The organism is Streptomyces sp. NPDC058470, assembly GCF_042721055.1.
Lineage (GTDB): Bacteria > Actinomycetota > Actinomycetes > Streptomycetales > Streptomycetaceae > Streptomyces.
Genome location: NZ_JBHXMF010000077.1, coordinates 1 through 24,315, shown reverse-complemented (window position 1 = coordinate 24,315; position 24,315 = coordinate 1). Strand labels below are relative to the sequence as shown.

The following is a 24,315-nucleotide window of genomic DNA, read 5'->3' as shown; positions in this document are numbered from 1 at the left end:
CTGCCGGGCACGACCGGGTGGCGTGGACGCCCCTCCCGCCACCCGGGCTTCTCTCGTCACCAGCCGTCCGCCGCACTCCATGAGGGGGATCCATGCCCGCCCGCAACGGAATCACCACCGATCCGGCCATAGCACTCGTCGGCATCGGATGCCGTTACCCGGGAGGCGTGGTCGATCTCGACTCCTTCTGGCACGTACTTCGGGACGGTGTCGATGTGATCGGGGAGATCCCCCCTGAGCGATGGGGTCCCGAGTACATCAGCGAGGACGGGTCCGCGCCGGGCACCGGGTACTGCCGCTACGCCGGTGTCCTGCCCGGGCTCGACCAGTTCGACGCGGACTTCTTCGGCATCTCCTTCCGTGAGGCACGCGAGATGGACCCGCAGCAGCGGCTCCTGCTCGAAGTCTCGTGGGAGGCACTGGAACACGCGGGGCTCACCAAGCCCGGCCTCGCGGGGTCCCGAACCGGCGTCTTCTTCGGCATGCTCGGCATGGACTACACCCTGCTGCACTCCAAGACCCGCGGCGTGAAGGGCATCGACCCCTACTACGCCAGCGGCAAGGAGTTCAGCTTCGCCCCCGGCCGCGTCGCCTACACCCTGGGGCTGCACGGGCCCGCGCTCTCCGTGAACACCGCGTGCTCCTCGTCCCTGGTGGCGGTGCACCTGGCCTGCCGCAGCCTGGCCAGTGGCGAGGCCGACACCGCGCTCGCGGGCGGCGTCAATGTCCTCGCCGCCCCCGAACTCTCCATCTTCATGAGCAAGGTGCAGGCCCTGTCGCCCACCGGGCGCTGCAAGCCGTTCGCGGCCGACGCGGACGGCATCGTACGCGGTGAAGGGTGCGGCGTCGTCGTACTGAAGCGGCTCGACGACGCGCTCGCGGACGGCGACCGGGTGCTCGCGGTCATCCGCGGCAGCGCCTTCAACCACGACGGCCGCAGCGCCGGCCTGACCGTCCCCAACGCCTCGGCGCAGAAGTCCCTGATCCAGGACGCGCTGGTCCGGGCCGACGCCGGCGCGAACGAGGTCGCCTATGTGGAGACGCACGGCACCGGTACACCGCTCGGGGACCCGATCGAGGCCTTCGCGCTGTCGGAGGTGTTCGGCCCCGGCCGGGACCCTGGGCGCAAGCTCCGCATCGGCTCGCACAAGGCCAACTTCGGGCACACGGACGCCGCCGCCGGTGTCGCCGCTCTGATCAAGACCGTGCTGACCGCGCGACACCGGGTGGTCCCGCCGCAACTGCATCTCGGCACCCCCAACCCGGCCATACCCTGGGCCGACGGGCCCCTGAGCATCTCGGCCGAGGCCAGTCCGCTGGACGCGACCGAGGACACCCTGTTCGGGGTGAGTGCCTTCGGTCTCAGCGGCACCAACGCCCATCTGCTGCTCTCCGCCCCGCCGGAGCCCGAGCCTCTCGCGGCGCCGCGAGAAGCCTCACCCCGGGTGCTGCTGCTGTCCGGCTCCACGGAGGCCGCGCTCCAGGAACGCGCGCGGGACCTGGCCGGTGCCCTCGACCTCGCCGGTGAACGGCCGCCCAACACCCTCGGCTCCCTCGATGACGTGCTGCACACCGCGGCGCTCCGGCGCACCCACCACGAGGCGCGGGCCACCGTGATCGGCGCGGACGCCGAGGAGTTGCGCGCCTCGCTGCGCGAGCTGGCCGGGGGGAACCCCGACGAGCGCACCATCACCGGAACCGCCGAGCCCCGGCGGCGCCACCGGACCGTCTTCGTCTTCTCCGGGCAGGGCTCGCAGTGGCGCGGTATGGGCCTGGACCTGTGGGATCGCGAGCCGGTCGCCGCCGCCAGTCTGGAGCGCAGCGACGCGTTGCTGCGCGAGGCCGGTCTCCCCGGCCTGCGCGAGTTGTTCGGCGAGAGCGACCTCACTGCCACCGAATTGGCCCAACCCGCGCTCGTAGCACTGCAGTTGGCGATCGCCGAGGTCTGGCGCGCCCGCGGGGTGGAGCCGTCCAAGGTCGTCGGACACAGCCTCGGCGAGATCTCGGCCGCGTGCTTCACCGGCGCGCTCGACCTGGCCACCGCCCTCGGCCTGGCCATCCGGCGAGGGCGGATCATGAGCGCCGCCGCGGGCACCGGGCGGATGCTCGCGGCGGCGCTGTCCGAGGACGAAGCCCTGCAGGCGGTCGCCGGAACCGGCCGAGCGGTCACCGTCGCGACGGTCAACGGGCCGAACTCCACGGTGCTCGCCGGATCCGAGGAAGATCTGACGGCGATCGCCTCGCTGCTGCGCGAGCGCTCCGTCACCGCGCGGTTCGTACCCGGGGACTACGCGTTCCACAGTCCGGCCATGGCTCCCTTCGCCGAGGAACTCCTGGGCGAACTGGGCGGCTTGACGGCCAGTCCCACACCCGAGGCGTTCGTGTCCACCGTCTGGCCGGACGAGCCCCCGGCCATGCTCGACGCCGCGTACTGGGCCGCCAACGTGCTGCGCCCCGTACGCTTCTGGCCCGCGGTGCGGGACCTGCTTGAGGACCGTGGCGCCGACTTCGTCGAGATCGGCCCGCACCCCACTCTCGTACGACCCCTGACCGACGCCCTCAAGTCGCTGCGGCGCCAAGGCGTCGCGGTCGGCTCGCTGCGCAGGGACGCCGACGGGCCCGCGGTGCTACTCGCCTCTCTCGCCGAACTGCACTGCGCGGGCGCCGATGTCCGCTGGGCCGAGCTGATCCCGGGCCGTCTCACGGAGCTGCCCCGGCACCCATGGCAGCACGAGTCGTTCTGGCTGCCCGGGGTGTCCCCCGGCACGCAGTACGTCCCGGGCGCGGTCCCCGACGCGGGGCCCACACCGGCCCGGCTCTCCGTGCAGTTGCTGGATCCGACGGGCAGGCCCCTGGGACCCGCGCACCAACTCGACCTGAGCGGGACGCCCACCGGCGGCCCCGCGACCACCCCGGCGGAGACCTCCGGCTCCGCCGACGACTCCCGTGTCACGGTCCCGACCCCCGACGGGGCCGACCGGGAAGCCGTCCCGTCCGCCACCGCCCCGCTCCATCCCCCTGCGGGAGCCGTGGCGGACGGGACAGGGAACGCCGCGGGCGCGGCCTCGGTCCCGGCCGACGGGGCCGGGACCGATCGCGACCGCAGGACGTTGATGCGGCAGACGTCCGAGATCCTGGGCGAGATCCTCGGCCAGGACCCGGGCCGGCGCATCTCTCCCCGGCGCGGCTTCGCCGATCTCGGCCTGGACTCGCTGAGCATCGTGGAGTTCGTGGACCGCCTCGGTACACGGCTCGGCCTGGAGATCCCGCTCTCCATGCCCTTCGAACGCCCGTGCCTGGACGACCTGGTGGACCATCTGCTGCCGCGGATCGCCGCGCGGAAGGCACCGGAGGCACCCGCCTCACCACCGGCACCGGCGACCGTCTCACCATCGGCACCGGACACAGCACCCGAAACAGCTCCGGCCGCCGACCCGATCGCCATCGTCGGCATGAGCTGCCGCTTCCCCGGCAGTCCGTCGGTGCGGGACTACTGGCGCCTGCTGCTCGACGGCCGCGAGGTCATCCGTGACGTGCCGTCGGACCGCTGGGACGGCAAGGCGTTCCTCTCCGACGGGGCGTGGACGCCGGGCACCATGACCTCCCTGCGCGGCGGCTATCTCGACGACGTACGGGGCTTCGACGCGGCCTTCTTCCGGATCTCACCGCGTGAGGCGCGCAGCCTGGACCCGCAGCACCGGCTCTTCCTCGAAGTCGCCTACGAGGCCCTGGAGGACGCCGGGGCGACCAGGGACCGGCTGCGCGGTTCCGCGACCGGCGTCTTCGTCGGCATGAACAGCTCGGACCACGCCCAGCACGTCGGCAGCCAACTCCAGGACGTGGACCTCTACTACGGCACGGGAAACTCCTTCGCCGGGGCGTCCGGGCGGCTCTCCTACTTCCTCGGCCTGACCGGACCCAGCATGGCGGTGGACACCGCCTGCTCCTCCTCCCTGACCGCGGTGCACCTGGCCATGCAGAGCCTGCGCCAGGGTGAGAGCGACCTCGCGGTGGCCGGTGGCGTCAACGTGATCCTCAGTCCGGTGATCCCGGTGTCCGTCTCGGCCGGCGGCGCGCTCTCCCCCAGCGGCCACTGCCGCACCTTCGATGAGGCGGCCGACGGCTATCTGCGCGGCGAGGGCTCCGGAGCGGTCGTGCTCAAGCGGCTGTCCACCGCGCTCGCCGACGGCGACCGCGTCTACGCCGTACTGCCCGGGAGCGCCGTGAACCAGGACGGCGCAAGCAGTGGTCTGACCGTGCCGAACGGCACCGCTCAGCGTGCGCTCATCCAACAGGCCCTGGACCAGGCCGGGTTGTCCGGACAGGACGTCGGTTACGCCGAGGCGCACGGGACCGGAACCCCGCTGGGCGACCCGATCGAGCTGCGCGCCCTCGCGCAGGCCCTGCGTCCCGGGGCGGGCGACGGCGCTCCCCTGCTCGTCGGCTCGGCCAAGCCCAACATCGGGCACCTGGAGGCCGCCGCCGGTATGGCCGGTCTCATCAAGGCGGTCCTGTCGGTGCACCACGGGCGGATCGCCCCGCACATCGGGGTCACCACCGCGCCGACCAGCCAAGTTGCCTGGGAAGAGCTGAAGTTGGAGATCGCCGAGGGCCGCGAGCAGTGGCCCGAGAAGGGGCGGCGCCGGATCGCGGGAGTCAGCTCCTTCGGCTTCACCGGTACGAACGCCCATGTACTGGTCGCCGAGCCGCCCGACGCACCGCGCTCCCCCGGCGAGGCGGACACCGAGCCCCCGGCGCGCTTCGCGCTACCGCTCTCCGCCGCACAGGCCTTCGCACTGCCCAGCGCCGCCAAGCAGTACCTGACGCTGCTGGAGTCGGACGACGCGCACACGCTCGCCGATCTCGCGTACACCGCTTCCGTACGCCGCAGCCATCTGGACCACCGGGCCGTCGTGGTCGGCCAGGACCTCATCGGGGTCCGCTCGGCCCTGCGCGCCCTGACGAAGGGCGAGGAACACCCCGGGGTACTCGCCGGCTCGGCGGAGTTGGAGCGCTCCTGTGTGTTCGTCTTCTCCGGGTTCGGCTCCCAGTGGCCCGGGATGGGACGCCAACTCCTGCAGAGCGAGCCGGTGTTCAGGGATGCGGTGCTGCGCTGCGAGGAGGAGATGCGCAAGTGGATCGCCTGGTCCCCGCTGGCCTCGCTGCGCGGTGAGCGGGACAGCCGCCCGTTCGACGAGGGCATCCCGCAGGAGTTGATCTTCGCGGTGCAGGTCGGCCTGGTCGAGCTGTGGCGCAGCTGGGGCGTGGTGCCCGAGGCGGTCGTCGGGCACAGCATGGGCGAGGTCGCCGCCGCGTGGGCCGCCGGGGCACTGACCCTGGCGCAGGCCGCGGAGATCCTGTGCCTGCGCTCGCGGCTCCTGGACACGATCATCGGCACCGGTGGCTCGATCGTCGTCGGGCTGCCCCGGCAGGAACTCGCACCGTATCTGGTCCTGTACGAGGACAAGTTGGGCATCGCCACGATCAACGGCCCGCGCACCACCGTGGTCGCGGGGGACCTCGACGCCCTCGACGAGCTGGCCCAGGAGCTGGCCGAGGCGAATGTGTTCGTCCGCCGCATCAAGGTTCCGGTGGCCCCGCACTCACCGCTGATGGAGCCCTTGCGGGAACGGCTGGTGTCCGGGCTCGCGCATCTGGTGCCGTCCGAGACCCGCATCCCGGTGTACTCCTCCGTGGCGGGCGGCGAGGTACCGGGCTCCTCGCTCACCGCCGAGTACTGGGGCCGCAATCTGCGCGACACGGTGTTCTTCCAGGACGCGGTGAGCGCGGTCGACGACCCGCAGGACCGGGTGTTCGTCGAGGTGTCCCCGCACCCCGTGCTGGTGTCCGGCACCGAGGAGTCCCTGGCGGAGGCCGGGGTGAGCGGTCCGCTCGTGCTGCCCTCACTGGTTCGCGACGAGGACGAGGTGGGTTCTCTGCTGGCCTGCCTGGGCGCCCTGCACGCGCACGGCGTCCCGGTGGACTGGACGGCGTTCGCCGGTCCCGGTCGCACGGTCGTGGATCTGCCCGCCTATCCGTGGCAGCGAAAAGAGCACTGGCTGCCGGATCCGCCGGTGGACCGCGCCGCCCCGTCGGGCTCCCTGGTCGGGGCGCCGGTACGGCCGGCGACCGCGTCGTGGACGGCGCTGCTTCCGGTGACGGTCGACGGCACCCGCAGCCCTTGGCAGATCTCCACGGGTGGATCCCGTACGACGGTGTCGGCGGCCGCGCTCCTGGAGGCGGCCCTGTGCAGCGCCGCGGCGACGGGCTCCCCGGCGCCGGCGCTCGACGACGTCCGGTTCGGCACGCCGCCCCGCACGGGCGGCGACAGCAGGGCCGATCTCCAGGCCGTGGTCGACACGCGACAGGGCAGCGTGCTGCTGCGCTCGCTCTCCGCGGACGCCCCGGCCGATCCGGCACTGAGCGCAGCCGTGCAGGCGTCGGGCGCCGTGCCGTCGAACGCCGTCGACCTCACCGCAGTCGTGGACGACGAGCCCCTCCGGGCCATGCTGGCCGACGGCTTTCCCGCGCTGGGGGTGCGGTCTGCCGGCAGTGGACCGGGGGCCGCGGAAGTGACCGTGGAACTGCCCGACGGCACCTCCCGCCATCGACTGCCCGCCGATCTGCTGCGTCTGGCGCTGCGCCTGGTCGCTGACGGCTCGGCCGAGCGCACGGAACCATCCGGCGGGGAGTCACCGCCCGCGGCCGTCGCGTCGGTCCGGTGCAGAGCAGCGGTCGAGGGCACCGTACGGGTGTACCGGGGCCCTGTCCGCGTCGGTGCGGACGAGCTGCCGGAAGCGGACGTGACCGTACTCGACGCCGCGGGACGGGCCGTGGTGGAGCTGACCGGGCTCCGCCTGGCCGCCTCCCCGCCCCCGGCCAGGCCCGACGCCGACCGGGACCGGGTGGAGGGCCTGCTGTACCGGATGGTCTGGAGCCCCGCGGGGCAGCGGCCGGCCGACCGTGACGCCACCGACGTCGCGCCGGCGACGCGCTGGCTGGTGTGCGGTGACACCGAGCATCTGGCGGGGACAGTGGCCGAGGAGCTACGGGCCGCGGGCTGCGAGGTGCGCCGGGTGCGTTCGCTGGACGCGGCACGCCGTGGCGGGGGTGACGACGATCTCGCGCTGGACCCGGCCGACCGCGAGGCGTGGGAGACGCTCCTCGCGGTGCACGCCAACGAGACCACCACCGGCATCTGCGACCTGTGGCCGCTGGAGGACCTCGACTCGCGCCCCGACGGATGGCGCGTCACCACCGCGCTCACCGCCGCGCTGGCCAACACCGAGAGCGCAGCGCCACGGCTTTGGCTGGTCACCCGGCACGCGTTGCTGCCCACCGGCCACGAGGGCTTCCCCGACGGCAACCAGGGGGCGCACGCCGGACTCGGCCGCACCCTCGCGATGACGCGGCCGGACGCGTGGGGCGGGCATGTCGACCTGAGCCGCGGCAGCGCCGAGGAACTGCGCACGCTTGTCACCCGGCTGCTACGCGCTCCAGGAGATGAGCACATCCGTGTGGAGCACTCCTCGGTCCAGGTCGGGTCACTGATCCGTGCCGAGGCGCCGGACCTGGTCCCGCACCGGGCGTTGTCCGCCGATCGCTGGCATCTGGTGACCGGCGCGGGCGGCACTCTGGCTCCCCCCGCGGTGGACTGGCTGGTCGGTGCAGGTGCCCGGAGGATCGTGCTCGCCGACACAGAGCCCGCGGGCGAGGAACAGCGGGCCCATGAGGACCGGATCGCCGCCTGGCGCGCCCTGGGTGCCGAGATCCGCACCGTGCGCACCCACGGCTCCCGGGAGGAACTGGCTGAGCTGATCGAGGAGTTGCGGGCGGATACCGGAATCGCGGGGGTGGTGTGCGCGGGCACTCCAGGGGTGGCGACCCCGCTGGAGGAGACCACCGACGCCGCCCTGCGGGCCGAGTCGAACCGTGCCGAGACAGCCGAACTGCTGCACCGGTTCACCGCCAAGGACCCCGTACGCCTCTTCGTCCTCCTCGGCTCCGTGCCGGGCACCTGGGGCGGTGCGATCACGGGCGCGGCAGCCCCGTCCGACTGGTCGCTGCGGGCACTGGCGGCGCGGCGCAGGGCCTCAGGGCTGCCCGTGGCGCATGTCGAGCTGATGCCTCTCGAAGGCAGCCGGCTCCTCGACGAACGGACGATTTTACTGCTGAAGGCGAGCGGGGTCGCACCACTGCGCGAGCAGGACCTCGTCACCGCGCTGGACCTGCTGGCCTGGGACAACACGGTGCACGCGTGCGTGGCCGACGTCAACTGGGAGCTGTTCGGGAGCGCACTCGCCGACGCCCCGCACCGGGAGCTGTTCCGCGCGGTCCTGGGGGTCGCCAAGCGCGGCGGCGGCACGGCGTTCGTGGCCGGGCTCGGCGATCTCGACCCCGCGCAGCGCCGCGACCGGATGCTCGACTGGGTCTGCGCCCAGGTCGCCGAGGTCCTCTGCCTGCCGGAGGACGACCTCCAGGCCGACCACGGCTTCTTCGAGCTCGGGATGGACTCCGTCATGTCTCTCACGCTGCGGCTGAAGCTCTCCCGGGAGCTGGAGACCGAGCTGTCCTCGACGGTCGCTTTCGAGCACCCCACCGCACTGGCGCTCAGCACGCACCTCCTTGAACTGCTCGGACATCCGGCCGACGATCCCGGCTCCACGCCCACGGCCACCACGGACCCGGGCGAGCACGACGATCCCGGCGGAGCGGACGACCTCGACGACGACGAACTGCTACGCCAGCTGGAGTCGGAGATCTCCGACTCACTGAAGCTTGGTTTTGAGGAGAACCGATGACGAAGAGCGAGCACGGGCAGGCGAGCCAGGATGTCCTCCGCGGCCGCCTGAAGGACTCCCTCGGCACTATCCGCAGCCTGCGCGCACGGGTGCAGGAACTTCAGAAGCCACAGCCACTGGCGGTGATCGGTCTCTCCTGCCGGCTCCCGGGTGGAGCGACACCCGCGGAGTTCTGGCAGTCGCTGTCCGACGGCCGCGACTCGACCTCGGAGTTCCCCGAGGAACGGCACTCGGTCGCCGGTTTCTACAACCCGGACCCCGACCACCCGGGCACCGCGTACACGCTGGCGGGAAACTTTCTCGACGGGCCGGTGGACACCTTCGATCCGACCGTCTTCGGCATCTCGCCCCGTGAGGCGGCGGGCATGGATCCGCAGCAGCGCCTGGTGCTCGAACTGGCTTGGGAGGCCATGGAGAACGCCTGCCTGCCCCCGAGCGGCCTGGAGGGCAGCCGGGTCGGGGTCTTCCTCGGCGCCAGTACCAGTGACTACGTGCGAATGCGTCAGCAGAAGGGCGCGATGGCGGACGTCGACGCCTACCAGCTGATCGGCGAGCCGAGCTTCCTGGCCGGGCGCGTCTCGTACACCTTCGGGTTCCAGGGACCCAGCATGGTGATCGACACCGCGTGCTCGTCCTCGCTCGTGGCGCTCGAGCAGGCCGTCCTGTCGCTGCGGTCCGGTGCCTGCGACACGGCGCTGGTCGGCGGGGTGAACCTGATGCTGTCGCCGTACGGCTTCGTGCTGGTCAGCAAGTTGCGCGCGCTGTCGCCTGACGGCCGGTGCAAGACGTTCGACGCCTCGGCGGACGGATACGCGCGCGGCGAGGGCGGCGCACTGTTCGTGCTCAAGCGGCTGAGCGAGGCCGAGGCCGCCGGGGACCGCATCCTGGCCGTGGTCCGCGGCGTGGCGACGGAGCACGACGGGCGCAGCAGCGGCCTGACGGTCCCGAACCCCTCCGCACAGCAGAACGTCATCAGCTCCGCGCTCAAGGACGCCGGCGTCGCCCCCGCCGAACTCACCTACGTCGAGGCACACGGCACCGGCACCCCGCTGGGCGACCCGATCGAGCTGAAGGCCCTCAACGCCGTCACCAGTACCGGCCGCCCGGCCGAACGGCCGCTGTTGGTCGGCTCGGTGAAGACCAACATCGGCCATCTGGAGCCGGCCGCCGGGGCCGCAGGTCTGCTGAAGGTCGTCCTGGCCCTCCAGCACGACACGCTCCCCCGGCATCTGCACCTGAACAACCCCAGCGCCCAAGTCCCTTGGGACGCCATCAACTTGAAGATCACCACGGAGAGCACCAGCTGGCCGGAAGGGCCCCGGATCGCCGGCGTGAGCAGCTTCGGCGCCAGCGGCACCAACGCGCACGCCGTGATCGCCGAGGCACCGCAGCCCGTCCCCCGGGAGGGGACGCCCCGCAGGATGGGACTGCTGACCCTCAGCGCCAACAGTCAGGAGGCGCTGCGCGCCATGGCGACGGCGTACGAGGCCCACGTACGGGAGGCGGATCCGCGCACCCTGTCGGACATCCGCTACTCGACCCACATCGGGCGGGCCCGGATGAAACATGGGCTGAGCGTGACCGGCGACCGCGAGCAACTCGCCGCGGGACTGGCCGCGTTCGCCGCGGGCGAGCGGGCCGAGCAGGTGACGGCGCACTCGCCGACGGGCACCAAGGCACGCCGCCTGGGCTGGCTGTTCACCGGCCAGGGCTCGCAGTACGCCGGGATGGCCTCGGGTCTCGCGGCCGCCGAGCCGGTCTTCGCCAGTGCGCTCGCCGAGTGCGTCGAGGCCCTGGACCAGCACCTCGACGAGCCGTTGGGCCCGGTCCTGGAGGGCAACGGGGACAGCGAGCGCATCGGCCGCACGGGCTTCACGCAGCCCGCGCTGTTCGCCGTCGAGTACGCGCTCGCGAAGATGTGGACGTCCTGGGGGATCCGTCCGACCGCACTGATCGGGCACAGCCTGGGCGAGATCACCGCGGCGTGCGTCGCCGGTGTGCACTCGCTCGAGGACACCGCCCGCCTGGTCACGGCCCGCGCCCGTCTCATGGACGCGCTGCCCGCGGGCGGCGTGATGGAGACCCTGGTCTGCGACGAGGAGACGGCGCGCGCGGCGGTCACCGAAGCGGGACCGGTACCGCAGGTCGCACTGGCCGCGGTGAACGGCCCCACCGACGTGGTCCTGTCCGGCCCCGAGGAACAGGTGGGCAAGGTGATCGGGCTGCTCGCCGAGCGCGGCGTCAAGCACCGCCGCCTCGTCGTCTCGCACGCCTTCCACTCACCGCTGATGGCCCCGATGCTCGACGAATTCCGCAAGGTGACCGAGAGTTTGACGTTCCATCAGCCGAAGTATCCGATCATCTCCAATGTCACCGGCCGGGAGTGGGGCCCCGAGCAACTGCGCGCCGCGTACTGGTCCGAGCACGTCCTGGCACCGGTGCGCTTCGCCCAGGGTGTGACCACGCTGTACGAGACGGGCTGCCGTACGTTCCTGGAGCTCGGCCCCGCGCCCGTGCTTCTCGGCCTCGGGGCCCGCTCCCTGCCCGAGGACGGCGTCGCCTGGATTCCGTCGCTGCGCCGGGACCGCGAGGACGCCCACATCGTGGGCCAGGCCCTGGGCGCCCTGCACCACCGCGGCGTACCGGTCGACTGGAACGCCGTGCACAGCGATGAGCGGCCGCGCCGTACCCCACTGCCCACCTATCCGTGGCAGCGCGAGCGCTACTGGTTCAACGACGAGGTCCCGGGCGGCAATCCGGTGCTCGCGGCCGACGACACCCCTAGTGCGCTCTTCGAGGGCCATCTGCTGTCCGGCTCGCCCACGTTCTCGCCTCGACTCGACGAGCTGTCCGAGATGTTCGTACAGACCGGCCCGGACGGCCGCCGGTCCGTGTCGGCGGGCGGCTTCTGCAACTGGGCCCTGGCCGGCGCCGCGAAGCTCCCCGGCGCGCAGCCCCGGCTGGTCGACCGCTTCGTGGTGGGTGAGCCGCTGCTCCTCGACCCCGAGCACCGTCCGGCCCAGATACGGGTCTATGTGCTGCCGCAGGACGACGACGGCCGCTCCCTGTTCCTGTGCTTCTCGCGGCACGGCGTGGAGTCCGCCGAGAGCGGGAGCTGGCGGCTGCACGCCCGCGGGGTCCTGGTGCGCCGTCCGACGGACCCACGTCCCTCCGACGGCGATCTGAACGCCGTCCGGGCCCGGTGCGTGCTGGTCGACCCCGCCGACGTCGCAATTCCCGGCTGGGCCGAGCCGGTCCTCAACGAGGTCTACCAAGGCTCCGGCGAGGTCCTTGCCGAAGTCAACCAGATCGCCGAGGAGCTTCCCCGGGGCGCCCTGCTCGACCTCACGCTCGGGCTGCTGCGCCAGTCGCAGAACGCACCCGGTGCGGGAGGGACCCCCTCGCCCACGGCGACGCCCGGGGGAACCCGCCGCTACATCCACGGCTGGCTGGACCCGGCCGAGGAGGACGGCGAGCTCCGTGGCGGCCTGGAGATCCTGGGCTCCGACGGCAGCGTGCTGATCATGATGCGCCATGTCCATCTGCGGTCGACGATGCCTGCTCCGCAGGACGTTCCGCGCGGCGCGCGCGAGGAGACCGTCTGGGAGCAGGTCTGGCAGCAGGCCGACCCGGCGACGTTCACCGAGCGGAGCCTGCGCGACGATCGGGTCCTGCTGATCGGCGGGGACGGCCCGGGCGTCTCCGCGACCGGCGCGGACGCCGGCCTGCTGGGCGCCGTGTCCAAGCAACTCACCCTTCGCGGAGCGGAGGTGAGCCACGTCGAGGCGTCCGTGGACGCGGCCCTGCGGGCACTTGACACCGGCCGGCCGTTCGGGCATCTCGTCCTGCTGAGCGGCCTGGACGTGCCGGTGGCCGGGTACGACGCCGCGTCGGCGGAGCAGGTCCGGGAGCGGGCGGAGCACGTGTTTCTGGCCGTCACCCGGAAGTTGGCCGTCGAGGAGGCAGCCACCCAGTTGTGGGTGGTGACCCGTGGCGCCCAGTGGACCGGCCCCGAACAGCGCGAACTCTGCCTGCCGACGGCCCCGTTGTGGGGTCTGGGCAAGGTGGCCGCCCTGGAACACCCCGAGCTGTGGGGTGGTCTGCTCGACCTGGACCCGGCGGGCGCGGCGGACGAAGCGGAGCAGATCGCCGGGCTCATCACGATGCGGACCGCCGAGGACCTGACGGCCCGTCGCGGCGGCGCGGTCCTGGTACCGCGGCTGGTGCCGGTTCCCCCGGGCGACGAAGGGACGGAGCATCCGATGCCGCGCCTGAGCGACCTCGGCAGCTACCTCATCACCGGCGGCCTGGGCAGCCTCGGCCTGCTGGTGGGCGAGTGGCTGGCGCGGGCCGGCGCGGGCGCCGTCGTCCTGCTCGGCCGCACGGGCCTGCCGGAGCGCGCAGCCTGGGACGACCCGGCCCTCGACGACGCCACGGCGGCCAAGATCGCCGGCGTCCGCCGGATCGAGACGCAGGGCGCAGAGGTACGCGTGGTGGCGCTCGATGTGGCCGACGAGACCGCACTGCGGTCACTGACGGACCAACTAGGCCTGTCCGGAAGGCCGTTGCGCGGTGTGGTGCACGCGGCGGGCCTGTCGGAGCCGCAGTTCCTGCGGGAGAGCGACCCGCAGACGTACGACCGCTGCCTGCGCCCCAAGGTGGACGGCACCTGGGCGCTGCACAACGCCACCGTCGACCAGAACCTGGATCTGTTCGTCTCCTTCTCCTCGATCGCTTCGGTCTGGGGTTCGCAGCACCTGGCGGGGTACTCCGCGGCCAACGCGTTCCTGGACTCCTTCGCCCACTTCCGACAGCTCCGGGGCCTGGCCGCCACGACGGTCAGCTGGGGTCCGTGGGGCGCCGCGTCCGGACTCGCGGACGACTCGGTGATGGCCTTCCTGCGCTCCATCGGGCTGCACCAGCTCAACCCCGAGCACGCGCTCGAGCTGCTCGGGGAGGCCGTGGTCGACGGTGTCGCCAACCGCACGGTGTGCTCGGCGGACTGGGAACTGTTCCGCGACCTGATGGAGGCTCGCCGTGAACGGCCGATGCTCAGCGGGATACGCAGCGCCCCCGTCACGGACGGCGCACAGGACGCCGAACTGGCGCCGCTGACCGCCCGGTTGATCGGCCTCGGCCGCGAGGAGCGTCTCGGCGAGCTGAACAAGTACGTGCGCGTCCAGCTGTCGGAGATCCTGCGGATGGAGCTGAGCACCCTCACCGAGGACACCCGGCTCGCGGACATGGGCCTGGACAGCCTGATGGTGATGGAGCTCATCAGTCGCTGCCGGGACGATCTGCGCCTCGACATCAACAGCCGTGACTTCTTCGCCTGCCCCGGCATCGACTGGGGCTCCTTCCTTCAAGGGCTGCTCGAGAAGAGGTATCCGGCGCCCGACGAGGCCGGTCCGCAGCAGCCGGCAGACCTGACCTGACGGCCAAGAACCACGACTTCTCCCCGACCCTGGAGGAACGAGCATCATGCAACCGCTGCCCGCACCCGACCGCCCCGGCGAGGCTGTCCATGACGTCGCCGTCCTGGGCGCCGGAATCGCCGGTTCCATCCTCGCGGCGATCCTCGCCCGTAACGGGGTGAAGACCGTCCTGGTGGACGCCGGGGCCCATCCCCGCTTCGCGGTGGGCGAGTCCACCATCCCGTACACGTCCGTGATGCTGCGTATCCTGGCGGCGCGCTACCGAGTGCCGGAGATCGCGCACCTGAGCCACTTCTCCACCATGCGCTCCAAGGTGTCCTCGAACTCCGGCCAGAAGCGCAACTTCGGCTTCGTCTACCACCGCGAGGGCCAGGCCCAGGACTCTCACGAGATCAATCAGTTCGTGATCCCGGTGGCACTGTCCACCGAGTCCCACATGTTCCGCCAGGACGTCGACGCCTACATGTTCAATGTCGCGGTGCGCTACGGCGCGGTGCCGCGGCTGAACACCCGGGTGTCGGACGTCGATGTGGACGGCTCCGGGGTCACCCTCGCGGTCGCCGACGGGCCCGACATCCGCGCCCGGTACGTGGTGGACGCGAGCGGTCACCACTCGCCGCTGGCGCAGAAGTTCGGGTTGCGCGACGAGGTGCCGCAGCAGCGCACTCACTCGCGGACCCTCTTCACTCACATGGTCGGGGTCCGCCCGTACGACGACTGCCCGGCCGGGCGGGCGCACGACAACCCGAGCCCCTGGCACCAGGGCACCCTGCACCATGTCTTCGATGGCGGCTGGGTCTGGGTCATCCCCTTCGACAACCACCGGGGCGCCACCAACCGGCTGTGCAGCGTCGGTCTGACCCTGGACCCGCGCAAGCATCCCAAGACGGATCTGCCGCCCGAGCAGGAGTTCGCGCAGTTCCTGGAGCGGTTCCCCGCTGTCGCCCCACAGTTCCAGCACGCGAAGGCCGCCCGCCCCTGGGTGTCCACGGGCAGGCTGCAGTACTCCTCCAGCCAGGTCGTCGGCGACCGCTTCTGCCTGACCTCGCACGCCGCGGGATTCGTGGACGCGCTGTACTCGCGCGGCCTGACCAACACCACGGACGTGGTGAACTCGCTGGCCTGGCGGCTCATCGAGGCGACCAAGGACGACGACTTCTCCGCCGAGCGGTTCCGCCATGTCGAGACCCTGCAGCAGGGGCTCGTACGCGCCCACGACGAGGTGGTGGCGTCCTCCTTCACGTCCTTCCGGGACTACGGAATGTGGAACGCCACGTTTCGTATGTGGGCCTTGGGGACGGTGCTCGGCACGCTCAACGCCCAGGACGGCCTCGTCCGCTTCCAGCGCACCAAGGACCCTTTGATCTGGCGGGAGTTGGAGGCTCAGCCGCACCCCGGCGCCCTCTTCCCCGCCAGCGTCGGCTTCAACAAGATCACCGACGCCGCCTGGTCTGCCTGCCGGGACGTCGAGGCCGGTCTGATGACACCCGACCGGGCCACGGGCGAGCTGTTCGACCTGCTGCAGGACGACGCCTACGCTCCCCCGCCGTTCGGTCTGCACGACCCGGCGAACCGCTTCTACAACCCCAACCCGGCGCGCATGCTGCGCACCATGCACTGGGCCAGGCGCGGGTCCGCGGCCGCGGACACCGGACCGGTCGTCGCCAGCGCACTCGGCGGTTTCCTGCGCTCCCGGTTCCGCAAGAGCTCATGAAGGAGGACGGACCCATGCCCCTGGAGGAACACGCGGAACGACCAGCAGCCCGAGGTCCTGTGAATACGACGGGTCGGTCCTGGGCCGAGGGCGCCGAGTCGGTGGGGGCGGCCGAGTCCGCCCTGCCCTTCGAACCGGCCGACGGGCCGCCGCCCCCGCCCGGGCACGCGGCGCGGCACACCGTCGCCGTGCTCGGCGCCCACCTGGGCGGCTCCATGCTCGCCGCGATCCTGGCCCGCGCCGGGATCGACGTAGTCCTCGTGGACTCGCCCCACGACGCCGGCACCCCGGCGGGCGAGACCACGGTCCCGTACACCGCAGAGGTCTTCGAACTGCTTGCACGCCGCTACGAGATCCCGGAGCTGTCCGCGCTCGGGCACTTCGGGCAGCTTCCCGAGGAGCTCCGGAAGACCTCGGGGGTCAAGCGGAGCATCGGCTTCGTCTACGCGCGGCCGGGCAAACGCGTACGGCCGCACCAGGTGGTGCAGTTCAACGTGCCCGGCGAGCACGGCGAGTCGCATCTGTACCGCCCCGACATCGAGGCCTGGGTGCACCGGCTCGCCGTCGGCTACGGGAGCAAGGTGCCGCAGGGCCGCCCCACATTCACCGAAGTGCGGGGCGAGGCAGGCGAGTTCACCATCGAGCTGGCCGACGGCAGCGCGGTCGGGGCCACGTTCGTGGTCGACATGTCCGGGCCGGACGCGCCGATGCTCAAGCGTCTGGGCACCGGCCCTGCTCTGCGTCCACTCCGTCACTCGTCGCGGGTGCTCACCGCGCATCTGCGGGGTGTGCGCCCGCTGGAGCAGCGGGTGGACCCCGGCACGGGAGGGACGCCGTGGACGGGCGGTACGACCCAGGTGGTGTTTCCCGGCGGATGGATCCAGCTCGTCCCGTTCGGGGATCAGCGGAGCGGCGAGGCCTCCCTGACCAGTGTGGCGGTGAGCCTCGACGCCAAGCTGTGGCCGCAGCGCTCTGCTTCGGCAGAGGACGACTTCGACCACCTGATACGTCAGTTCCCGGATCTGGAGTGGCAGTTCGAGCAGGCCACCGCGGTACGTCCCTGGGCGAGTGGGGAGCCCTGGCAGTACGGCGCCAACACCACCGCCGGCAAAGGCTTCATCGTCCTCGACCGCTCCGCCGTACGCTGCGATTTCACGCTCTCCCGTGACGTCACCCTGACCGCGGAGCTCGTCCACGAGGCGGCGGCACACATCATCGCGGCGGCGCTCGACGGCGACTGGTCCACGGAGCGCTTCCGGGCGCTGGAGACATTCCAGGCGTCCCTGATCGAGCACGGGGACCGACTGCTTCGCTCGGCACTCACGGCCACGACCGACTTCCGACTGTGGAACGCCTTCTGCCGGGTCTGGCTGCTGCACTCCATGTTCGCCGCCCTCTCTCTCAAGCGGGCACGCAATGACGCCCTGGCCAGCTCCGGCCGGCCGGACCGGTGGCGGGAGTTGGAGCACTACCGGGGCGCCGGCATGTGGTTCCCCGTCTACCCGGGCTTCGTTGCGCTGTTCGACGACATGGAACGGCTGTTGCGGCAGGTCGCCGACAACCGCCTCGCACCGGGCGGAGCGGCGGAGCGGATTTTCGGCCAGTTGCGGAACGCCTGCTTCATCCCGCCGCTCTTCGCCTTCGGCGACCCCACCGACCGCTACTACAACTTCACTCCGTTGAAGCGGATCAAGGTACTGCTGTGGGCCAAACGCAGGGCTCCTTACATGGTCCAGCGGGTCCTCACCCCAGGGGCCACCGTGCTGCCCAGCGTCGAGCGGTGAGAGGGGAACTCGTGGGTTCCCGAGGAGAATTCGCTGGCCACTGAAACAATCTCGTGAATTCCTGAGGGGATCCCGTGGGTCGCTGAAGGAATTCCGGAAAGGAGCCGTCGCCCCGCGCACGCTCGTATACGAGAGCGGCGGGGCGGCGGCTCCGCGCTGCGTACCTCAGCCCGTCTCCCCGTTCCCGTCCCGGTGCGGACCTCTGATCGGATCAGGCCAGCGGCCGTACCGCCGCAGCGACGCCTTCTCGACAACCGGTGCGAGGTGCCGGAATGCTCCCTACCGGGGAGTCATCCCATCTGGGATGCTGGTACCGTCGATTTCCACGAGACATGAATTAATACCCGAAGGGGGCCCATGAGCACCGGAAACGGGACTCGCTGGGTGGAGGAGGCCGACGCCCCGAAGGGCGACGGGGCCCACGGTGTCCAGCCGCCTTCGCCCCGCGGCGGCCGACGCCCGGGGCAGACCAGCACCAAGGAGCAGATCCTCAGCACGGCGCTCGAACTCTTCGCGGCCAAGGGCTACTCGGGCACCACCATGCGCGGCATCGCCCAGCAGGCCCAGGTCGACCCGGCCTTGATCCACCATTTCTTCAGTAACAAAGAAGGAGTTTTCCAGGATTCGGTCTCGTCCCGTCTCGACGTGTCAGCCCTCTTCGACTCCCTGACGGACCCCGGGACCGAGATATGCATGGAGAACCGCGGTGAGCAGGTCGCCCGAACCTTCCTCTCCTTCTGGGAGGACGAGTCGACCCGGCCCGCGATGATCGCGATCTACCGTACCGGCCTGTCGGACGAGGCGACCTCGAAAACCTTCCGGGACCAGATCGAGGGCAGCTTCGCTGCGTGTGTCCGGCGGCTGGTTCACGAGGAGACCGACCGGACACCGGCCCTCACCTCACTTGTGTCCGCGCAGCTGGCCGGACTCGTGATGCTGCGGTACGTCCTCCGGGTCGAGCCGCTGGCCTCGCTCGACTTCGAGGAACTCCTCGACTGGTTCGTGCCGGCCCTCGAAGTGCACTTCGACCGGCTGTCCAAACCCTAGTCCTCCCTCCGGGGCAACCGTCTCGGCGTGCGCCAGGACGAACACGCCCCGCCCTGCCGCGACAGTCGCGGCCAGGGCGGCCAGCGCGCCGGGGATTTCCGTGACATAGCGGTCCCCGAGGACAACGACACCGATGACAGCTGCAAATGCGGGATTGACGAGGGTGAGGGTGGCCAGCGGAGCCTCGAGACCGCCCCGGTAGGCGAGTTGGCACAGGACGAGGCCCACGACCGCCAGACAGACCACGCCGACCGCGACGAGCACTGCCGAGAGCGGGAGCCTTATCCGGGCGCCCTCTCCCGTCAGCTGCAGAACGGCCGTCTGGGTCAGGGCCGACGCGGTGGCGAAAGCGACCCCTGCCGCGACTGCGTACCACAGGCTGCTGGTCATCGTCCGCCGGGCGGCGGCAGCCGCCGCGGTCGAGACGCCGAGAGCCACAGCGGTCAGGGCGGCGACGCCCGCCACCTCCGGCGGTTCGAGCACGTGGCTCGCCTCGGCGGAGCGGGTGAGGACGAGCAGTCCGGCTATGCCGATCACGGTCAGGGCCGTGCCGGAGCACTGCACGGAGGTCATGCGGCGGCGCTCTACGGCCGCGGACAGCAGAGGCGCCGCGACAAGGGTGAGTGCGCCGAGCATCTGCACGGCGATGAGCGAGCCATGGCGCAGGGCCGCCGTATGCAGCACCGCGCCCAGCGAGTTGAGCAGCAGGGCGACCCACCACACACCAGAGCGGGAAAGGCTTCGACGCCCGCGCTCAGCACCTCTCCTGGAACCCCCGCCCGGTGAGCCGGGGGCGTCCGGCACGTGCGACCGTGGGGAGGCGGCGCGTCCTCGCAGCCTCGCCACGAGGGTGTTGCGCCGGCGGGGTATCGGGGTGCCCCCTGCTCGCGTCGAGCCGACAGCTCGCGGCAGCCCGTGCCAGGCGTCCCGCACCCGGCCGGGGTCCGACGACGGGCGATCGGCGGCTCGCGCGGCCGCCGCCCGCTGCGCGACGGCCGCGGCGGCATAGGCCAGGGCCGAGGTCACGCCGAGCGCCAGAACCGGGAACACAGTGTTCACGGAGTCCTTTCACCGCACGGTGCGCGGGCGTTTGGGGTACGCACAGAGGACCGGGGGTGGTGCCTCTCCCCCAGTCCCCGACCCCGGCAACGTTCGCCGGGGCTTCGCTCCGCCCGCCGTGGTCATGGTGCCGAGACCCACGGGCAGGTCCGTCAGGCGCCTCCCGGCACGTCCTGGACGTCCTCCGGGCGGATCTTCGGCAGGGCGAGCACGAGCAGGCAAGAGAGACCGAAGCAGCCGATCTGCCAGTACACGACCTGCTCGAAGGAGTCGCTGAAGTTGGCCTTGCGCGCTTCGGGCACCGCCGTCCCGGTCACCGCGTCCTGCACCTTCTCCTTGACCTCCTGCGGCGCGGGGCCGTTCGCCATCTCCTTCTCGATGCGCGCGCAGCTCTCCGGCGTCCCGGTGAGGTCCTTCTGGTTCATGCGGTCGTGGAAGCAGGTCTGGAACGCCGCGGTGACGTTCGCCTGCTCGGTCTCGGACAGCCCCGCCACCGCGAGGTCGCGGCGCAGTTCGGGCAGCGCCGAACGGCTGGCATCGTCGGCGTTCGAGCCGAGCAGCCCGTAGAAGAGGATGCCTGCGACCGCGATGCCGATGGCGATGCCGACCTGCTGCACGGTGGCGAGCATGCCGGACGCGGACCCGGCCTCGCGGGAGCGGATACCGGCCAGGATGATCCCGGTGCACGGAGCGAGGAAGAAGCCGCCACCGAGTCCGGCAACCATCAGCGAGGGGATCAGCTGGTAGCCGCGCAGGTCCGAACCGGCCCAGTGGAGGGTCCCGATCACACCTGCCATGCCGACAAGGAGCAGTCCGGTTCCCACCGCGAGGGTCTTGGTGCCGAGCCTCCGGACCACGGCCGCCGAACGGGCGGAGCCGACCGCGATGAGCAGGGCGAAGCCGAGGCTGACCACGCCCGCGGAGATCGGGGTGTAGTCGAACCCGATCTGCAAGGTCATGAAGAAGGTCATGAAGAACGACGGGATACCGGCGAAGAACACCACGCTGATCAGGAGCCCGACGGTGAACGACCGCTCCTTGAAGAGCCCGGTCGGCACCAGAGGGGACTTGTCGGCCCGCTTCGACAGCCGGTTCTCGTACACGAAGAACTCGGCGAGCAGCAGCGGGCTCAGCGCGAGAAGCACCAGGCTCCAGCCCGGCCAGTCGTGCTCACGGCCGATCACCAGCGGCAGGATCAGGCTGAAGAGGCCGGCGCTCAGGATCGTTGCGCCCGTGACGTCGAGCCGTCGTGCACCTCCCGCCGAGGACTCGGGGATCTTGGCCATGCCGAGGAACAGGGCGATCAGTCCGACAGGCAGGTTGACGTAGAAGATCGCCCTCCAGTCGGTACCGAGGACGTCCATGTCGATCAGCCAGCCGCCGAGCACCGGCCCGAGCACGGTTCCGAGGCCCACCGAAGCGCCGTACATGGCAAGCGCCTTGGGGCGCTCCTTCGCCGAGAAGGTTACCTGGATGATCGACAGGACCTGCGGGAACATCAGGCCGGAGCACAAGCCCTGGAGCACCCGGGACCCGATGAGGAAGGCCGAACTGGGGGCCGCCCCGCAGAGCGCCGAGGCGATGGTGAAGCCCAGCATGCCGATCAGGAAGATCTTTCGGCGGCCATAGATGTCGCCGAGGCGGCCTCCGGTCACGAGGGCGCAGGCGAACGCGAGCGAGTACACCGCGACGACCAGCTGGATCTCGGCGAAGGTGGCGCCGAGATCGCTCTGCAGCGAGGGCAGGGCGACCATCGTGATCGTGGTGTCCAGCATCTGCATGAAGATCGCGGACAGCGCGACCGCAAGGACCACCCAGCGTGCCGGGCTCCCAGTGTCACCCTGGTCGGGCGGGGCCGTCGTCTTCAGGCCCGCAGCAATCGAATCCATGTTCCCCTCCTGGGTCCGCCGCCCGCTCTCCGATGGCAGCGTCCTGCGAATTATTCACTCTCCAATGAAGTCTACGAGTAATGAATTATGTTCCGCAAGCTCGATGGACGCGATCCGGACACCGGCGGTCCGCCCAACCTCGCTGGTTGCACACCGATTTGACGCGCGACAGCACAGGCGGCCAGGCCGCGAGCACACACGGAGCGAGCGGCTGCGGAGCGGGAGGGACCTCCGAGCCCGGCCGCACCGAGCGCCCGGAAGGCCACGAAGTCAACAGACACCGAACTGGTTGACGTCGTGATGCCGTCCGGGGTCCCGGCCTCGCGGAACGCGCAGAGGCAGAACCGAAGGACGAGGGACAGGGAGAAGCGGAACCCTGGGAACAACGGAGCTCGAAGAGGCAGAACCTAGAGAGCGTCGGGGCGGACGTCGGCCGCCGGGCTCGCGGCGAGATAGGCGGCCACGACCGGGGTCAGTGCGCGCACCAGCTCACTGCAGTCGCCGCCCACGGTCAACTCGGGCGGAAGCAGATCCATATGACGTGCCGTCACCACACCCACGAACAGACTGCTGATCAGCGCCAGCCGGATCTCGTCCGCAGCCACGCCCGCGACACCTTCCGGAACCAGCGACTGACTCATCCGCTCCCTGGCGACCGGAAGATCCGGCACGGAGCGCAGAATGCCGAGGATGCGCCGCTGTTGCACCGGGTCGTCCCAGTCGGTCGCGGCATGCCGCAGCAGCCACTCCGCCGCCTCGGGATCCCTCCGGTCCATGGCCTCCTGGAGCACACCGGCCGGCCTGACCGTCTCCGCGACCACAACGGTGAAGAGTCCCTCCTTGGAACCGAAGTAGTGCGCGATCAGCGCTGGGTCGCAGCCCGCGTCCGCGGCGATGCCACGCAACGAGGCCTTGCGGTAGCCGACTTCTGCGAAGAGATCTGCGGCAGAGCGCATGATGGCCTGCCGGATTACGGATATGCCTCTAGCCTCTGCCACGGAGCACTTCCTCTCCATCACGAGTCCCCCGAAGGACGTACTCCCGTCCCGGTGCCGACGAAGGCGCCCGCGACCTGCGAGAGCGTGCAAAGTCACCCTTGACGGCAATTCACCCGTCAATGAAGTCTACACAGAGTGACTTCTATGGTCAAAGCTTCCCACCCTTCGATCATCCCCAACTCCCCAGAAACCAGGGGCCGTTGATGATCCATCAGCATCCGTCGACACGCCCGCCCCAACAACACCCATGCTCACCCCAACCCCATCCGAACAATTCAACGCCCATTGAAATAATCGGAGGATGCCCCTAGGCTCACGGCGGGCGCCCAACCCTCGTCAGTGCGACGGCTATGCGGGTGCATACCTGCACACGCGCATTCCGCCCCAGGGAGAGGCACTTGCCGGTGACGAAACAAACAGAGCGGCTCGATCGAGTCATCATCCGCTTCTCGGGCGACTCGGGCGACGGTATGCAGCTCACAGGTGACCTGTTCACGTCGGAGACGGCGTCGTTCGGCAACGACCTGTCGACGCTGCCGAACTTCCCGGCCGAGATCCGAGCGCCCGCAGGCACCCTGCCAGGCGTTTCCTCATTCCAGCTGCACTTCGCGGACCACGACATCCTCACGCCGGGCGACGCGCCGAACGTCCTGGTGGCCATGAACCCGGCGGCACTGAAGGCGAACATCGGCGATGTGCCGCGCGGCGGCGAAATCATCGTCAACACCGACGAGTTCACCAAGCGGGCGATGCAGAAGGTCGGCTATGCGAGGAGTCCGCTGGAGGACGGCTCGCTGGACAGCCACCGTGTGCATCCCGTCCCGCTGACGACGCTCACCGTGGAGGCGCTCGCGGGCTTCGCACTGGCACGCAAGGACGCGGGACGATGCAAGAACATGTTCGCGCTCGGCCTGTTGTCGTGGATGTACCACCGGCCCACCGAGGGCACCGAAAGGTTTCTGACCACCAAATTCGCCAAGAAGCCGGACATCGCGGCGGCCAACATCGCCGCGTTCCGCGCAGGCTGGAACTTCGGCGAGACCACCGAGGACTTCGCGGTCTCCTACGAGGTCGCCCCGGCCTCCTCCGCCTTCCCGGCCGGCACCTACCGCAATATCTCGGGGAACCTGGCCCTGTCGTACGGGCTGATCGCGGCCTCGAAGCAGGCGGATCTGCCGCTGTATCTGGGCTCGTATCCGATCACGCCGGCCTCGGACATCCTGCACGAGCTCAGCAGGCACAAGAACTTCGGCGTACGAACCTTCCAGGCGGAGGACGAGATCGCCGCCATCGGCGCGGCGCTCGGCGCGGCCTTCGGCGGCTCCCTGACCGTCACCGCCACCTCCGGCCCGGGTGTCACGCTCAAGTCGGAGACCGTCGGGCTCGCGGTCTCCCTCGAACTGCCGCTCCTTGTCATCGATATCCAGCGTGGCGGCCCCTCCACCGGCCTGCCCACAAAGACCGAGCAAGCCGATCTGCTGCAGGCCATGTACGGCCGCAACGGCGAGGCCCCTGTGCCGATCGTGGCGCCCAGGACCCCGGCGGACTGTTTCGACGCCGCGATCGAGGCGGCCCGTATCGCCGTCAC

At 70.8% G+C, this 24,315-nt stretch carries 8 protein-coding genes; 6 read left to right on the top strand and 2 right to left on the bottom strand.

Going from position 1 to position 24,315, the window contains the following annotated elements; genetic code table 11:
• The first annotated feature begins 92 nt into the window (after positions 1-92).
• From ACFWP7_RS37720 to ACFWP7_RS37700, 5 genes are all read left to right on the top strand, one after another.
• The gene (locus ACFWP7_RS37720; RefSeq protein WP_384391479.1) at positions 93-8,801 is read left to right on the top strand and encodes a beta-ketoacyl synthase N-terminal-like domain-containing protein; all 8,709 of its coding nucleotides are present in this window, start codon (positions 93-95) and stop codon (positions 8,799-8,801) included.
• Positions 8,798-14,236: a type I polyketide synthase gene (locus tag ACFWP7_RS37715; RefSeq protein WP_384391477.1), complete on the top strand. Its 5,439-nt coding sequence runs from the start codon at positions 8,798-8,800 to the stop codon at positions 14,234-14,236. Before ACFWP7_RS37720 ends, ACFWP7_RS37715 begins: the two co-directional genes overlap by 4 nt.
• Before the next feature lie 46 nt (positions 14,237-14,282).
• Positions 14,283-15,950 (top strand): NAD(P)/FAD-dependent oxidoreductase, encoded by a 1,668-nt coding sequence (locus ACFWP7_RS37710; RefSeq protein ID WP_384391474.1) that lies wholly within the window; start codon positions 14,283-14,285, stop codon positions 15,948-15,950.
• 59 nt (positions 15,951-16,009) lie between these two features.
• Positions 16,010-17,734 carry an NAD(P)/FAD-dependent oxidoreductase gene (locus tag ACFWP7_RS37705; RefSeq protein WP_384391471.1) on the top strand — a complete coding sequence of 575 codons (1,725 nt, stop codon included), beginning with the start codon at positions 16,010-16,012 and terminating at the stop codon, positions 17,732-17,734.
• Positions 17,735-18,091: 357 nt separating this feature from the next.
• Positions 18,092-18,781 carry a TetR family transcriptional regulator gene (locus tag ACFWP7_RS37700; protein ID WP_384391468.1) on the top strand — a complete coding sequence of 230 codons (690 nt, stop codon included), beginning with the start codon at positions 18,092-18,094 and terminating at the stop codon, positions 18,779-18,781.
• Between the two features lie 1,211 nt (positions 18,782-19,992).
• Here ACFWP7_RS37700 and ACFWP7_RS37695 read toward each other — a convergent pair.
• Entirely contained in the window at positions 19,993-21,729 is a 1,737-nt protein-coding gene (locus tag ACFWP7_RS37695) for an MFS transporter (protein ID WP_384391465.1), read from the bottom strand.
• 407 nt (positions 21,730-22,136) lie between these two features.
• A complete protein-coding gene (locus tag ACFWP7_RS37690; protein ID WP_384391460.1) occupies positions 22,137-22,685 on the bottom strand; it encodes a TetR/AcrR family transcriptional regulator in 549 nt (182 codons plus the stop codon).
• A gap of 446 nt (positions 22,686-23,131) precedes the next feature.
• On the opposite strand from ACFWP7_RS37690, the gene ACFWP7_RS37685 reads away from it, so the two are divergent.
• Positions 23,132-24,315 (top strand): 2-oxoacid:acceptor oxidoreductase family protein (locus tag ACFWP7_RS37685; protein WP_384391457.1); only part of this gene is annotated, 1,184 nt, incomplete at its 3' end.

Excerpts from the sequence above, each read along its gene's own strand:
- ACFWP7_RS37715 (WP_384391477.1), top strand. The coding sequence starts at position 8,798 with ATGACGAAGAGCGAGCACGGGCAGGCGAGCCAGGATGTCCTCCGCGGC.
- ACFWP7_RS37720 (WP_384391479.1), top strand. The coding sequence starts at position 93 with ATGCCCGCCCGCAACGGAATCACCACCGATCCGGCCATAGCACTCGTC.
- ACFWP7_RS37690 (WP_384391460.1), bottom strand. The coding sequence starts at position 22,685 with ATGCGCTCTGCCGCAGATCTCTTCGCAGAAGTCGGCTACCGCAAGGCC.
- ACFWP7_RS37710 (WP_384391474.1), top strand. The coding sequence starts at position 14,283 with ATGCAACCGCTGCCCGCACCCGACCGCCCCGGCGAGGCTGTCCATGAC.
- ACFWP7_RS37695 (WP_384391465.1), bottom strand. The coding sequence starts at position 21,729 with ATGGATTCGATTGCTGCGGGCCTGAAGACGACGGCCCCGCCCGACCAG.
- ACFWP7_RS37700 (WP_384391468.1), top strand. The coding sequence starts at position 18,092 with ATGAGCACCGGAAACGGGACTCGCTGGGTGGAGGAGGCCGACGCCCCG.